7 protein-coding genes are annotated in these 14,307 nt (G+C 58.2%); all 7 read left to right on the forward strand.

The genetic code is table 11. The features are described from left to right. Positions 1-7: 7 nt before the first annotated feature. The 7 genes from HNQ92_RS20705 to HNQ92_RS20735 all read left to right on the forward strand — a co-directional run bounded on the left by HNQ92_RS20705 (position 8) and on the right by HNQ92_RS20735 (position 14,276). Positions 8-1,501: a RagB/SusD family nutrient uptake outer membrane protein gene (locus HNQ92_RS20705; protein ID WP_184176850.1), complete on the forward strand. Its 1,494-nt coding sequence runs from the start codon at positions 8-10 to the stop codon at positions 1,499-1,501. A gap of 214 nt (positions 1,502-1,715) precedes the next feature. After that, the gene (locus tag HNQ92_RS20710) at positions 1,716-3,575 is read left to right on the forward strand and encodes an FAD-dependent oxidoreductase (protein ID WP_184176852.1); all 1,860 of its coding nucleotides are present in this window, start codon (positions 1,716-1,718) and stop codon (positions 3,573-3,575) included. After that, a complete protein-coding gene (locus HNQ92_RS20715) occupies positions 3,572-4,606 on the forward strand; it encodes a hypothetical protein (protein ID WP_184176854.1) in 1,035 nt (344 codons plus the stop codon). Before HNQ92_RS20710 ends, HNQ92_RS20715 begins: the two co-directional genes overlap by 4 nt. Positions 4,607-4,924: 318 nt before the next feature. Continuing rightward, complete coding sequence (locus HNQ92_RS20720) at positions 4,925-7,813, forward strand: glycoside hydrolase family protein (protein WP_184176856.1); 2,889 nt, start codon at positions 4,925-4,927, stop codon at positions 7,811-7,813. 53 nt (positions 7,814-7,866) lie between these two features. Continuing rightward, positions 7,867-10,455 carry a glycerophosphoryl diester phosphodiesterase gene (locus HNQ92_RS20725; RefSeq protein ID WP_184176858.1) on the forward strand — a complete coding sequence of 863 codons (2,589 nt, stop codon included), beginning with the start codon at positions 7,867-7,869 and terminating at the stop codon, positions 10,453-10,455. A 30-nt stretch (positions 10,456-10,485) separates the two neighbouring features. Further along, positions 10,486-12,204 (forward strand): sodium:solute symporter family protein, encoded by a 1,719-nt coding sequence (locus HNQ92_RS20730; RefSeq protein ID WP_184176860.1) that lies wholly within the window; start codon positions 10,486-10,488, stop codon positions 12,202-12,204. 44 nt (positions 12,205-12,248) lie between these two features. Continuing rightward, the gene (locus tag HNQ92_RS20735) at positions 12,249-14,276 is read left to right on the forward strand and encodes a glycoside hydrolase family 2 protein (RefSeq protein ID WP_184176862.1); all 2,028 of its coding nucleotides are present in this window, start codon (positions 12,249-12,251) and stop codon (positions 14,274-14,276) included. Positions 14,277-14,307 lie beyond the last annotated feature (31 nt).

Genomic DNA, 14,307 nt, shown 5'->3' on the forward strand with positions numbered 1-14,307 from the left:
TTTGACCATGATTTCTCTCAAATCTCTATATAAAGCCGCGCCGCTGGTACTTCTCTGCCTGGGAACTACCTCCTGCGAACTGGAAGAGACGGTATACTCCTCCATTTTTACGGACAATTTTTACAAAACCGGCTCCGACGCCGAAAAGGCGCTGATCGGGGTGTACGACGCCATCAGCAGCATGTACGGTGGCCCAGCCGCCACCATGGTACCTGACTACAGCGCCGACCAGGTGTATCCGCGGGCCGTGGTGGGGCGCAACACGCTCACCCTCTTTACCGTAGAGCCCACCTACACCACCCAGCGCAGTGCCGGGCGTACCAACGAGTCTCCCCAGCAGATCTGGTCGGCCGCCTACAGTGGAATCGAAAAGGCCAACTGGATTATTGCCAAGGTACCTGACGCGACGATGGACGAAACCCGCAAGAAACAGATCATCGGCGAGGCGTACTACCTGCGCGCTTTTTTTCACTGGATGCTCACCAAAAACTTCGGCGATGTACCCGTGAAGATCGAGCCAAGTACCTCGGAGGCCAAGGCCTACGTGGGCAGCAGCCCCAAGGCAGATGTATACCGGCAGATCTACAGCGACCTGGACCAGGCCGCCGCGGCGGGCTTGCCGTCGTACCCGGCCGTGGAGCGGGGGCGTCCGTCCAACGAAGTAGTGAACGCGCTCTACGCCAAGGCGGCGCTTTACAACGAAGACTGGGCCACGGCCCTGGCCAAAGCCGAGTCGGTGATCAACTCGGGCAAGTACTCCCTGCTGCCCAACGTGATGGATGTGTATAGCCACCTGACCGAAAACGCCGCCCGAGCCGAGAACATGTGGGCCTATGAAGCCGACCCCATTTCGCCCGGCAACAGCCACCAGTTGGTGGGGCTGGCGGGGCCTTCGGGCAGTGCGGGAGCGGAGTACGCCCGTACTTCCTTTGGCTCTATGTTTGCGTACATGAGCTTTTTTAATTCCTTCAATCCGCAGGATAAGCGCCGCCAGCTATTGGACACCACCTACCTCAACCGGGCCGGCCAGTGGGTACCTCAGCGCAGCATCACGCCCATCACCACCCAGGGGGTACTTGTGAAGAAGTACCGTGATCCCATCTCGACCACGGGTACCATCGTGAACATCCCGATCCTGCGCCTGCCGGACATGTACCTCATTGCCGCCGAAGCCGAAGCGCGCCTCAACGGCGCTACCGCCAAAGCCTACGCCCACGTGAACACGATCCGGAAGCGGGCCGGACTGCCTGACCTCACACCGGGCCTGAGCAAGGATGCCTTCATCGACGCGGTGCTGCTGGAGCGGCACTGGGAGTTTTTTGCCGAGGGCGACCGCTGGTATGACCTCACCCGTACCGGCAAATTCCTGACCGAAATCCCCAAGGCCGTGAACGACGTGTACCCCAACCGCCCCGTCCTGGCCAAGCACAAGTACTTCCCCATTCCGCAGGACGAAGTCAACGCCAACCCGCAGCTCCAGCAAAATCCCGACTGGCGGTAAGGTACCTGGATGATTTCATCGGCCATTCCCGCCGTAAAAAGCGGGAATGGCTATTGTTCTTCAAAGTACCCTTCCTTAGGCCATAGGTACTTTGCCCTCGTAAATAGGATGTGACGCGTAGGAGGAATCTCCTCAAAAAAAGAGGTTACTGACGGTGCAAAAACCAATAAGTACCTACTAAAAACCGAATCAAAGAACCTAACCTAACCCTAGTATGAGAATCCTACTTAAAACCGTACTTTTTTGTTGGCTGGCCCTGCCGCTCCGGGCCCAGCAGCAGGTGTTGGTCGAAGCCGAAAGTTTCGAGAAGAAGGGCGGCTGGTCAGTAGATCAGCAGTTTATGGACGTGATGGGCTCCTCCTTCCTGATGGCCCACGGCATGGGTACCCCCGTGGAGGACGCCAGCACGATCGTCACGTTCCCCCAAACCGGGACGTACCGCGTGTACGTACGCACCCGCAACTGGACCGCCCGGTGGTCCGACAAAGATGCGGCCGGACAGTTTCAGTTGCTGGTCAATGATAAACCCCTCGGAAAAACCTTCGGCAAAGACAACGAAAATTGGAGTTGGTCAGACGGAGGAACGGTCAAAATCACGAAGAAAGAAACGAAAATCACCCTCAAAGACCTGACGGGCTTCAACGGCCGCTGCGATGCCATCCTGTTCACCAGCGACGCCAATTTCAAGCCCATTGAAGATAAGGAAAAACTGACGGATTTCCGCAACGCGTATTTCGGCTTTGACAAGAATCCGAAGAACGCGGGCACGTTTGATTTTGTGGTAGTCGGCGGCGGCATGGCGGGTACCTGTTCGGCCATTTCGGCCGCCCGGAAAGGGGTGAAGGTAGCCCTGATCCAGGACCGTCCGGTGCTGGGCGGCAACAATAGCTCCGAAGTGCGGGTGCACCTGGGTGGCCGGATCAACCTCGAACCCTACCCGGCGCTGGGTAATCTCGTGAATGAAATCGGCCCTTCGGAAGGGGGAAATGCCCAGCCCAAGGAGTACTACGAGGACGAGAAGAAAATGAAAGCCGTACTGGCCGAACCCAACATTTCGCTCTTCCTGAGCTACCACGCCAACAAAGTGGAAACCAAAGGGGGTAAAATTGAAAAAGTGTACGCCACCAACATCGAAACGGGCGAAAAGGTGTTTTTTGAAGCCCCACTTTTTGCCGATTGTACGGGCGACGGCACGATTGGTTTCCTGGCGGGCGCTGAGTACATGACCGGCCGCGAAAGCCGCGCTACCTATGGTGAAGAAACCGCTCCCGAAGTAGCCGACAACCTGACGATGGGGGCCTCGGTGCAATGGTTTTCGGAAAAGAAAGATCATCCGGTTTCTTTTCCCGATATACAATGGGGGCTACCCTGGGACGAAGAGAAAGCCGAGGAAATCACCAAGGGCGACTGGGAGTGGGAAACGGGGATGGGACTGGATATGACCTTGGATTTCGAGCAGATCCGCGATTATGGGATGCTGGCGGTTTATTCCAACTGGTCGTACCTGAAAAACCGAGCTGCCAACAAGGAAAAATTTGCCAATGCCGCCCTCAAATGGGTCGCTTACGTGGCGGGAAAGCGTGAATCAAGGCGATTGAAAGGAGATTATGTACTCATTGAGCAGGACCTGATGGAACAGCGCGTCTACCCCGACGGCACCGCGCCCACCTCCTGGACCATCGATCTGCACTACCCTGACCCCGAGAACTCCCGGCTGTTCCCCGGCGCGGCCTTCAAGTCCATCGCCAAGCACATCAAAATTTATCCCTACCCCATTCCGTTTCGCTGCCTGTATTCCAAAAACATTGACAATCTGATGATGGCGGGACGCGACATCAGCGTATCGCACGTGGCCTTAGGGACCGTGCGTCTGATGCGCACCACCGGCATGATGGGCGAAGTGCTGGGCATGGCGGCGGCCATTTGTAAGGAAGAAAAAACGACCCCGAGGGGCCTGTACCAGAATCATTTCCCCAAGCTGGAAGCGATGATGATCGAAGGGGTAGGTAAACCGAACCTGCCCAATGTACAGACGTATAATTTGGGGGGAACCCTGATGGAAGTAACAAAATGAAGTTTGTCGTTTTTGTGTTGATGGGACTGTCCGGCCTGCTCACGTATCTGGTGAGCAAGCCGGGCCCTGCCTTTGAAATACTAACGAAAAATGGTGGATCTTTCGAGGTACAGGAAGTGCGCTGGGGCGATCGGTTAGAAAAATACTCGGCCAACATCATGGCCCCCGTTTGCGAAGAGGGAATCTGCTACAACGTCCATGTGATTTTTAACTGGAATCTGATCGGCGAGTTCATCAACTACCAGACCCAGCCCTACAACCCGCTGACGAAGCTGGACCACAAGCCGTTCACGCTGGCCGATTATGCCAAACTTCAGCGCATCCTGACCAGCCATGACCTGGTATTTACGGGACTATCTCCCGAAAAACTAGTGGTGAAAGCCGAGGAAACCGTGGACGGCTACTCCGGGGCGACGGTCGAGGCCATCCGGGACGAAGTGATCGAAGGGGCGCTGTATACGTGCTACACGCTCTGGCACATCGCCAACGGGCCCGTCGTGGATTCGATCCGTCGGCACACCCAGCGGCAACTCGACAAGCCGATGATTGCGAAGATCATCGGGTACAATACCTCCCAGGCACACTACTACCTCATCGAGCATATGTCGGAGGCCCAGTTTGCGCAGAATCTGACGGAAATCCTCGGACTAGTAAAAAACGGGAAGGGGTACTTTCCCAAAAACGCAATCGAGAAAATACCCGAAAAACTATTTGGCCGTCAGGAGATGCAGGATTTTCTGGTTCAGCAGTACGATTCGCTTTCCTACTATACCCAGGTAGCAGCGCTGAATAAACTGCAACAGGTACCTTTGAAAAACGAACTGAGTACTAAGCTGCTCACCCACATCAGCGACCGGAACAGTATCCAAAATCAAAAGATCATCACGTTGATCATCCAGAACAACGATCAGGATACCCTGCAAAGAATGATCGAACATTTGATCCAATCCAAAATCAAAATCTCAGAAGCCAACTACCAGTTGCTGCAAAAAGCCCGAGTAGCGGGAATTGAAGCTTTGGAAAAAATATAAAACAAAAAGGCCATGCGTTTCGCCATTGATTTTCTTTCACCGCTAAGATCCCCGAAATGGACTTGTCCATTAAATCAACCGCCCTCTTGATGAAAGAAAATAAGAGTGGCTTTATCCAAAGTGGCTTTATCCAAAATAGCCGTTTGGTACGCGCAGACTAACAGCCTCATTAGACGTTGAAAAATAGTTTTCATCAATACAATCCTGTATGATTCCTGGACGAGTCCGGCTCTGCACGATCTGATCCGGGAAACCAAGAACTAAACGACCAGGTACCTACGAGAAGGTTCCTAGGTAAATTTGACTAAAGTATAAAAAATGAAAATGCGGCTAGTAGCCGTTCTGGTAGGAATGCTCACGGTCCTGAAGGCCGAAGTACCCCGGGCGGATTTTGCGGAAACCGAAACCAACGAACGCTTCAGCATCCGGCGGAGCGCGGAGGGGTACTTTGTGGTGACGGCGCTGGAGAGTAAGCAATCGGCGACTTTTTCGGGTACTTATAGGGTACTTTATCGGCCGGATGATCCCGGCATGGCCCTGCGGCCGGCGGGTATTCCCAACGTGCAGTACAACGTCCTGAGCTGGCAGGCAAGTACCTCCGGCGAGCTTTTGCAGGCCGTGGAGCGCAACGACCAGCAGCAGGGCGACGGCTTCGACGACCGCATCCTGAGCGCCCGGCAAGAAGCCCGCACCGTGCAGCTAACGCAGGCCGCCCAAGGTACCTTGCTACAGCCCCGCCGGATCGAAAAGAAGGCCGGTGGCTGGGTACTTCATTTTCCCGCGCAGCCCAACTACACCCTGACGGCGGAGCTGTCGCTGGCTCCCGGCAAAGCCTACCCGCTGCTGCGCTACGAGCTCACGCCCAAAAAGCAGGGGTACTTTTCGGTGGTTTATGAGGGTGCACCCGCCTTCGCGCCCGACGCGCTCACGGATATTTGGCAGCCGCTGATCTGGCAGGAAAAGCGTTTTCCGGATCGTCCTTACCTCACGGCGGCCTTTCAGTGCCCGCTGCCCACCACGCTGGTAAGTAGCCAGGGTACGGCCGTGGGCGTGGTGGCACACCCGGACGAGTTTCCGTTTCAGCCGTTGCCCCTGCTGGACAACAGCCGCTTTGGCGTCATGCTGCGCAACGCGCAGGGGCAGGCCCAGCCGCAGCTGGTAGCTCCGGTGCTGGGCGGGAAGGAGTCGGCGCGCCAGCCGGGCGACCGCTTTGCGTTTCGGCACTACCTCTACGTGGGCGCGGGTAGCTGTCCGGATGCGTTTGAGCAGATTGCCCGTGAGCTCTACGATTTTAAAGAGTACCGGAGCAATGCCGGGGTAGGTACCTTGAACCGCACCATCGAAAACATGATCAGCTACGGCATGAGCGATTACAGCTGGTTTGTGGATAGCCTCAAGGGCTGCGCCTACTCCACCGACGTGGCCGGGGCCGTCAAGAACGTATCGGCGCTGAACCCGCTGGAACTGGCCCTGCTCACCGACCGCCGGGACATTTACGAGCAGCGCGCGTACCCCATCATGGAGTTTTTACTCTCGCGCGAGAAATTTCTTTTTTCCCTCGATCCCAAACAAAAAATCCAACACCCCAGCCGGGCCATGCGCGGGCCGGCCGCGCCCATTAGCGAGCTCACGGCGCTTTACAACATTTCCCAGCGGCAGTCGCCTGGTTTTCGGCAGCTGGCCGAGCGGGAGTTTGGCCGCAGCCGGGCGCGTAATTTGGAAAAACTGGAGGTAGGCAACCGCTGGCAAAACGCCCTGGCGCTGTACCGGGCCACGGGCCAAACGACCTACCTCGCTCGCGCCGTCACGGAGGCCGAAAAGTACCTGGCCGGGCGCGTGAACCAGCCCATGACGGGTTTTGACGAAGCAGGTGCCGAGTACTTTTTCTGGACCGGCTTCACGCCCGACTGGATTAGTCTCTTCCAGCTCTACGAGCTAACGGGCCGGGCCGACTTCCTGGATGCGGCCCGCCGGGGCGCGCGGCAATACGCGCAGTTTGCGTGGTTTGCACCGCGTATTCCGGCGCAAGACATCGTAGTAAACAAAGGCGGAAAAGCGCCGGTGTACTGGTACCTGGCCAGCAAGGGCCACCAGCCCATGCCCGCGGCGGAAGAGAAAGTACCCGCCTGGCGCGTGTCCGAGATTGGCCTTACGCCCGAAAGCTCCGGGACGGCCAGCGGGCACCGGGGCATTTTCATGACCAACTACGCGCCCTGGATGCTGCGCATCGGATACCTGACCCAGGATACTTTTTTACAGGATGTAGCCCGCGCGGCGGTGGTGGGGCGCTACGCCAATTTTCCCGGCTACCACATCAACACCGCCCGTACTACCGTCTACGAAAAGCCCGACTACCCCCTGCGCCCGTTCAAGGAGCTGAGCGTGAATTCGTTCCACTTCAACCACATCTGGCCGCAACTTTCGTTGCTGGTCGACTACCTCGTGACGGACGCCTACGTGCGCTCGGCGGGGAACGTGGATTTTCCTTCGGAGTTTATTGAAGGCTACGCCTACCTGCAAAGCAAGTTTTACGGGCACCTGCCGGGTACTTTTTACGGCGAAAAAAACGTGTGGCTCTGGCTGCCCGACGGCCTGCTCACGACCTTCTCGGAGGAGCTCAACTACCTTTCGGCCTACGGCAACAACAGCCTCTACCTGGCTTTTAGCAACCAGGCATCGGAAGCCGTGACGTCGGAGATTACGCTCAACACCACCAAAGTACCCCTACATCCCGCCAAAACCTACGTGCTGGAGCTTTGGGAAAACAACCAAAAGCGGGAGAGCCAGCGGCTACGGGGCCATCAATTCAGCGTGCAGGTACCGGCCAAGGGCCTGACGGCCTGCGTGATCCGGGAAGTACCCGTGGCGCCTACCTTCCAGCGCGACTTCGTGCAGGCGCAGGGACGTACCTGGCAAACGGGCTACCTCGAAGACGAAACCACCGGCACCCACAGCATGGTACTTAGCTTTGGAAAGGCCCCGGCCACCGTGTATACCTACTGCGTGGCCGACGAACAAACGGTGCGGAAGGTACTTTTGACGTACCTGGCCCCCGATGGAAAATCCGTGACGCTCACCGACACGAGCTACCCCTACGAGTTCACCATTCCGCAGGTAGCACCTACCCAACCCTTTTCTTTTTCCATCACCGTAGAAGCCCCCGACGGGCAGCTGCGTACGAGTAAACCCCTTTTGTTAAAGCCCTGATTCCGATGATGCATTCGCGATTATTAATTCATTTTTGTAAAAAATATTCTGGCATGAAAACTTCTTTGTTTCTGTTTTGCTGGCTGCTCGGGCTCCTGCCCGCCCTGGCCCAAACGGGCACCGCCACGAGCCTAAGCAATGAGCGCCTACAAGTAGTTTGGAAGGATTCGCCCCAGGGCTGGCGGATTCAGAAGGTGGCGGTGAAGAAAGGTACCCGCTGGGTGGAAGAACTCACGCCCTCGGGCGAGTACACGCTGCTTTTCACCGACACCAAACCCTCTACCGAGGCCGCCGAGACGTTTGAGAAAATCACCGGCGGGAAATTCCCCGAAGACAACTACCACTACCAGCGGGAGCAGTGGAAGGAAAGTACCACCGCCGTGGCCTTGAACACGGCGGGACAGGCCTACCATTTTTTTCCAAAATCTGTGAAAATAATAGCGAAAAACCACCTGCAATTTCGGCACGAGACGGAGGTCGCCACGGTGGTTTCGGACTGGAAACTGGACGAAAAGTACCCTACCGACATTCGGGTGGAGCAGCGGCTCATCCCGAAGCGGAAGGGGTACTTTTCGCTGGCAAGCCCGGCCCTGGCCACGCTCGACGAGCCGAAGCTGGCCTGGGCGTCGGTGCCGGGGTACTTTCAGGGGAATTTTATCCAGAAAAACTTCGCGCTGGCCTACGCCTACGGGCACGGCATCCCGAACCGCCCGGTGGTCTACCGCGAGCGCTGCGCCAGTACCCTGGCTCCGCTGGTAAGTACCCGCGGGGGCATTACGCTGGCCATCATCGCCGAGCCGGGCCTGGCGCGCGACCCTTGGGCCAAGGACAAAATCACGCAGGTAGACTGGCACCTGGGCCTCTCGCACATGAGCCGCAAGGCGCAGCTTTCGCCCACGCTCTACTACCCCGTGCTGGGTGAGTACGAGTCGGAGCGCGCGGCGGGGCAGGAACTGAGCTACGGCTTTCGGTACAGCCTCATCGACGGCGACTGGTTCACGGCCCTGAAGCACGCCATTTATGATATTTATCAATTTAAGGAAGGCCTGGCGCTGCGCCAAAGTACCCAGTCGCTCACCGACCGCATCGAGCAAATGCACAAGTACCTCACCGACCCGAAGACGTCGCTGTGGAATATTGAAGAATACAAGGGGCGGCAGATCGGGGCGCAGTCGTACCTAGGTGGGGTCGTGGGGTCGGATAAGGACGCCATGAAAAACTCCGACTACGGCGCGATGTGGATGCTGGCCCACGCCACTCAGGACCCTGAATTGACGCAAAAGGTACTTCCGCCCGCCGAAAACTTCAAACTGGTGCAGCAGCAAACCGACGCGGGGTACTTTCAGGGCTCGGTAGAAGGACAATACTATTTGGCCAAAAAGAAAAAGTTTGTGGAGGAATGGGGCGAAGTGGTGGAACCCATGGCTCTGACCTACTACGTGATGCTGGACGTAGGCAACATGCTGCTCTTCGAACCTACCAACGAAGCATTAAAAGAGCGTCTGCGCCTGGGGGCCGAGCGGCTGCTGAGTTGGCAGAAGCCCGACGGGAGCTGGGCCGTGGCCTACGATCGCCACACCGAGCAGGAAACCTTTAAAGACATCAAAGACCTGCGCCCGACTTTCTACGGCCTGATTGTGGCCTACCGCATCCTGAAGGACGAAAAGTACCTCAAAGCGGCCCAGAAGGGAGCCGACTGGTTTGTCAAAAACGCCGTGGAAACGGGCGCTTTCCTGGGGGTATGCGGCGACGCCCGCTACGCCCCCGACTTCGCCACGGGGCAGTCGGCGCAGGCCCTGCTGGATTTGTATGATCTGACCAAAAACAAACGCTACCAGGAAGCGGCCGTGACGGCGGCCAAGATTTACGTGGGCTCCATCTATACCCACCCTATCCCAAGCCGTGCGCCCAAAACGGTGAACGGTACCCCGCGCGAAGACTGGGAAATAGCCCAGGCCGGACTGAGCTTCGAGCACGGCGGTATCTTTGGCTCGGCTACGCGGCACGGGCCCATTCAGCTGGCTAGCCACGCGGGGCTTTTTGTGCGGATGCACCAGCTCACGGGCGAGGCCCTTTTTGCCGACATGGCCCGGGAGGCGGCCATCGGGCGCGACGCCTTCGTGGATGCCAAAACCAGCGTGGCTTCCTACTACTGGAACGCCATGAACCGCGGCGCGGGGCCGTACCCGCACCACGCCTGGTGGCAGGTGGGCTGGATCACCGACTACCTCCTGGCCGAGGCCGAGTTACGCTCGGGCGGAAAGGTGTCGTTTCCGCGCGGCTTTGTCACGCCCAAGGTAGGTCCGCACCAGACGTACGGTTTTGCGCCGGGTACCTTGTACGGCGAGAAGGCCCACCTCATCGTGCGCGATGGGCTGGTAGAAGTTCAAAGCCCCGTGGTAGACTACCTGCTGGCGCGCTCGGAAAGTACCCAGCGCCTGTACGTAGTGCTGCTCAACAACCGCGCCCAGCCTACCCAAACGACCCTGCAGCTCCAGCCCGAGAAGCTAGGTGAGGGAAAAAGCAAAATCATAAAGAGTATGAAATGGCTGACCTCAGAGGCCAGCACTCCCGGTGCCCAGGCTCCGCTAGCCGTAGAGCTACCCGCCTTCGGGATTCAGGTACTGGCCGTCGATTTTTAACCCAAACTACCCGCTCAATCAGTCGCTTTCATGCAACAACTCGATTTCATAGTCATGGCCGTTTTTGCGGTCTTCCAGATGCTGGTTGGTCTGGCCTTTTCCCGCACGGGTACCAACGCCAAATCCTTCTTTGCGGCGGGCGAGGCGGCCCCCTGGTGGGTGAGCGGGCTCTCGCTGTTCATGAGTTTTTTGTCGGCGGGTACCTTTGTAGTGTGGGGGTCTATTGCCTACAATCTGGGTTTTGTGGCCATCACCATTCAGCTCACCATGTGCATCGGCGGGCTCATCACGGCCTACTTCATCGCCGCCCGTTGGAAACAAACCCGCACCCTCACCGCCGCCGACTACATTGGCCGTCGGCTGGGTACGGGTGTGCAGCAGCTGTTTACCTACCTGCTCACGGTGGTGTCGCTGTTTATCACGGGGGGGGTACTTTATCCGGTGGGGAAGCTGGTGTACGTGGCCACGCCCTTTTCGCTGGAGGCCTGCATCATTACCCTGGGGCTCATGGTGATTCTCTATACGGCCATGGGCGGTCTGTGGGCGGTACTGGTGACCGACGTACTTCAGTTCGTGATTCTGCTGGCGGCGGTGCTCATCGTGGTGCCGCTGGCGTTCGAGCGGGCCGAGGGCATTGGCTCTTTTGTTCAAAAAGTACCCGCTGATTTTTTCAACGTTTTCAATGGCGAATACACGCTGGGCTTCACGCTGGCCTTTACGCTCTACCACATCATCTACATTGGCGGGAGCTGGGCCTTCGTACAGCGCTACACGAGCGTCAAGACCCCACGGGAGTCGAAGCGGGTAGCGTACCTGTTTGCGGGCCTGTACCTGGTGAGCCCGTTTTTGTGGATGCTGCCGCCGATGGTCTTTCGGGCGCTCAACCCGTCTTTGCAAGGGCTGGAGACCGAAGGCGCCTACATGCTCATGGCCCAGACGGTACTTCCGGCGGGTCTGGTGGGGCTTATGCTGGCAGCGATGGTGTCGGCCACGGCCAGTACCGCCAACACGCTGCTGAACATGCTGGCGGCGGTTTTTACCAACGATGTGTACAAAAAATTAATACGTCCGCAGGCGACGGACCAGGCGATGGTGCGGGTAGGGCGCGGCATGACGGTCGTTTTCGGCTTAGTATCGATCGGGATTGCCCTGGCCGTGCCGCACATCGGCGGGCTGGTCAATCTGGTGCTGAGCATTGGGGCCATTTCGGGCGGTTCGCTGCTGCTGCCGGTGGTGTGGACGCTCTTTTCCCGTCGCCAAAACGCCCGCTCCATCCTGCTGGTGTCGCTGGTAAGCCTGGCCGTGGGGCTGTTTTTCAAATTCGTGACGCCCCTGGCTTTTGATTATAAACTCAGCCGGGCCGCCGAAATGCTCGTGGGCGTGGGGCTGCCTTTTGCTTTATTGGCTCTTTTCGAATGGGTACTTTATAGGGCCAAAACTACGGATGTGCAGTACGAGCGCTTCGAGCAGTGGCGCGCAGGCCAACAAGCCGCCGACGAAGCAGTGGCGAGGGCCGAGCCCACCGGACAGGTACCTTCCCAAAATACCTTTGCCCTGCGCGCCATCGCCATCAGCTTTGGCCTCACGGGGCTGGGCATTGCGGGGTTGGGTATTCACGCGGGCCGGGATGTGGGCCTCATCGTGGGCGTGGGGCTGGTGATTTTGCTCGTGGCGGGTTGGGTCGGCTGGTCGGCGCGGGGACGCCAAGTACCCCAAAGTACCCACAGGCCGGAAAGAACCGAAGCCTGACCCTATGAACAACTTTTTCTTTATTATTTCAATCAAATCACCACATGAAAAAACCAGGGACCCTTCTCTGCTTAGCCTTAGTATTTCTCACCCTATCGGTACAGGCCCAGTACCACATCAAGTACCCCGACGCCATTCCGCTGCACGGCGAGTGGACGTTCGCCCTCGACCTGGCCGACCGGGGCGTGGCCGGTGGCTGGTACCGCGCCAACATTACCCAAAACAACCGGCAGGATAAAGTGACGGTGCCACACTGCTTCTCGGCCGACCCCCGGTACCTCTTTTATACGGGCACGGCCTGGTACCGTAAGACGTTTGCCTGGAAACCCGCACCCGGCCAGCGGGTACTGCTGCACTTCGATGCTGCCTACTACCTGACGCAGGTGTGGCTCAACGGCCAGCCCGTAGGTACCCACGAGGGAGGCTACACGCCTTTTCAGTTTGATGTTACCGACTACCTCCAGGCGGGCGAAAACCTGCTGGCGGTGTCGGTCAATAACAACGCCTGGAAGCTCAACACCGTGCCCGCGGTGAAGGACAACGACGACATCAACGGCTCGTTTCCGGCCTGGATCAACTACGGCGGCCTGACCCGGCCCGTATACCTGACCGTGGAGCCCGAGGTATACGTGGAGAATCTGAAAATAGAAGCCACGCCCGACCTGGCCAAAGGTACCTCTACGCTCCGCGCCCAAGTGCGGGTGCGCAATGCCTCCAAACAGGCGGCTTCGCCCAAGGCCAACTACCAGGTACGGCTGGACGGGAAGGTACTTTCGCTGAACTGGAAAACGAAAGCAGTGAGCGTATCGGCCGGGCAGACGCTCGTCCTGGAGGCCGAGACTACCCTGACGGCGGCCCAAACCCGGCTCTGGGGCCTGGATTCGCCTACGTTGTATCAGCTCCAGGTAGCCGTGGGGACCGATACGATGGCTACGCGCTTCGGGATTCGGAAAGTGGAAGTGCGGAACGCCCAGCTGCTGCTCAACGGTCAGCCGCTGCGGCTGGGCGGTGGCAACCGCGTCATTGACTACCCTGGTATGGGATCACTGGAGCCCGACTGGCTCATTGAGAAGGATTTTCGGCTCATGAAGGAGGCGGGCATGGAATTTCAACGCCTCACGCACTACACGCCTTCGGAGTACTTCTACGACCTGGCCGACCAGTACGGTATGTTGATCATCACCGAAGCGGGCAACTGGCAGCTTACGCCCAACCAGCTCGACAACGACACCATCCGGACGAAGTTCCGGCAGCAGTTTCGCGAAATGGTGGAGCGCGACTGGAACCACCCGAGCGTGATCGCCTACAGCGTGGGGAACGAGTACCTTTCCGAGCAGCCCGCGGGCCAGCGCTGGACCAAGGACATGATTGCCTACGCGCGGGAGCTGGACCCCACGCGGCTGTATACCTTCGCGTCGATGCGGCTCAATACGCTGCCCAAAAAGCCGGAGGACGAAGCCAGCCAGTACGTCGATTTTGTGTGTACCAATACCTACGGCAACCACGCCCGCTCTCTGGACCACATTCACCAGCTCTATCCCGACAAGCCCATCCTGATCAGTGAGTGGGGCGTGCGGGCCGATGCCGCCGCGGGCGAAGCCGGACAGGCACAACACATCAGCGAGGTCATGAAGGAAATCCGGAAGCGCCCCTACGTGGTAGGAGCCGCCTGGTGGACCTACAACGACTACCAAAGCCGCTACTACCTCACCAACCCCAACGGTTACCGCCCCTGGGGGCTCGTGGGGCCCGACCGTACGCCGCGTTTGGGCTACGCTACGCACCAGCAAGAAATGGCTCCTCTGACGGTGGAGAAAGTAGGCTTCCAGCCGGGCGGACAGGGGGTACATCAGCTGCGGCTGAAGGTCACGGCCCGGAACGACTTCCCGGCTTATCCGCTGCGGGGGTACTTCTTGGAAACGCCCCAGGGCCAAGTACCCCTGCCGGATCTGCAGCCCGGCCAAAGCCGGGAACTGAGCCTGTCCGTCAGCGGTTTTGAAAAATCCCTGCTCCTGAAGGTAGTAAAACCGACGGGCTTTGTGGTGCTAACGGAGACCTTGGAATTGAAATAAAAGACTATTTTTTATTATCAAAAAAAAAAGA

The organism is Rhabdobacter roseus (assembly GCF_014202275.1).
Lineage (GTDB): Bacteria > Bacteroidota > Bacteroidia > Cytophagales > Spirosomataceae > Rhabdobacter > Rhabdobacter roseus.

What these genes read in the sequence shown, in the direction of transcription:
- HNQ92_RS20735 (WP_184176862.1), top strand. Translation starts at nt 12,249, where the DNA reads ATGAAAAAACCAGGGACCCTTCTCTGCTTAGCCTTAGTATTTCTCACC.
- HNQ92_RS20730 (WP_184176860.1), top strand. Translation starts at nt 10,486, where the DNA reads ATGCAACAACTCGATTTCATAGTCATGGCCGTTTTTGCGGTCTTCCAG.
- HNQ92_RS20710 (WP_184176852.1), top strand. Translation starts at nt 1,716, where the DNA reads ATGAGAATCCTACTTAAAACCGTACTTTTTTGTTGGCTGGCCCTGCCG.
- HNQ92_RS20725 (WP_184176858.1), top strand. Translation starts at nt 7,867, where the DNA reads ATGAAAACTTCTTTGTTTCTGTTTTGCTGGCTGCTCGGGCTCCTGCCC.
- HNQ92_RS20720 (WP_184176856.1), top strand. Translation starts at nt 4,925, where the DNA reads ATGAAAATGCGGCTAGTAGCCGTTCTGGTAGGAATGCTCACGGTCCTG.
- HNQ92_RS20715 (WP_184176854.1), top strand. Translation starts at nt 3,572, where the DNA reads ATGAAGTTTGTCGTTTTTGTGTTGATGGGACTGTCCGGCCTGCTCACG.
- HNQ92_RS20705 (WP_184176850.1), top strand. Translation starts at nt 8, where the DNA reads ATGATTTCTCTCAAATCTCTATATAAAGCCGCGCCGCTGGTACTTCTC.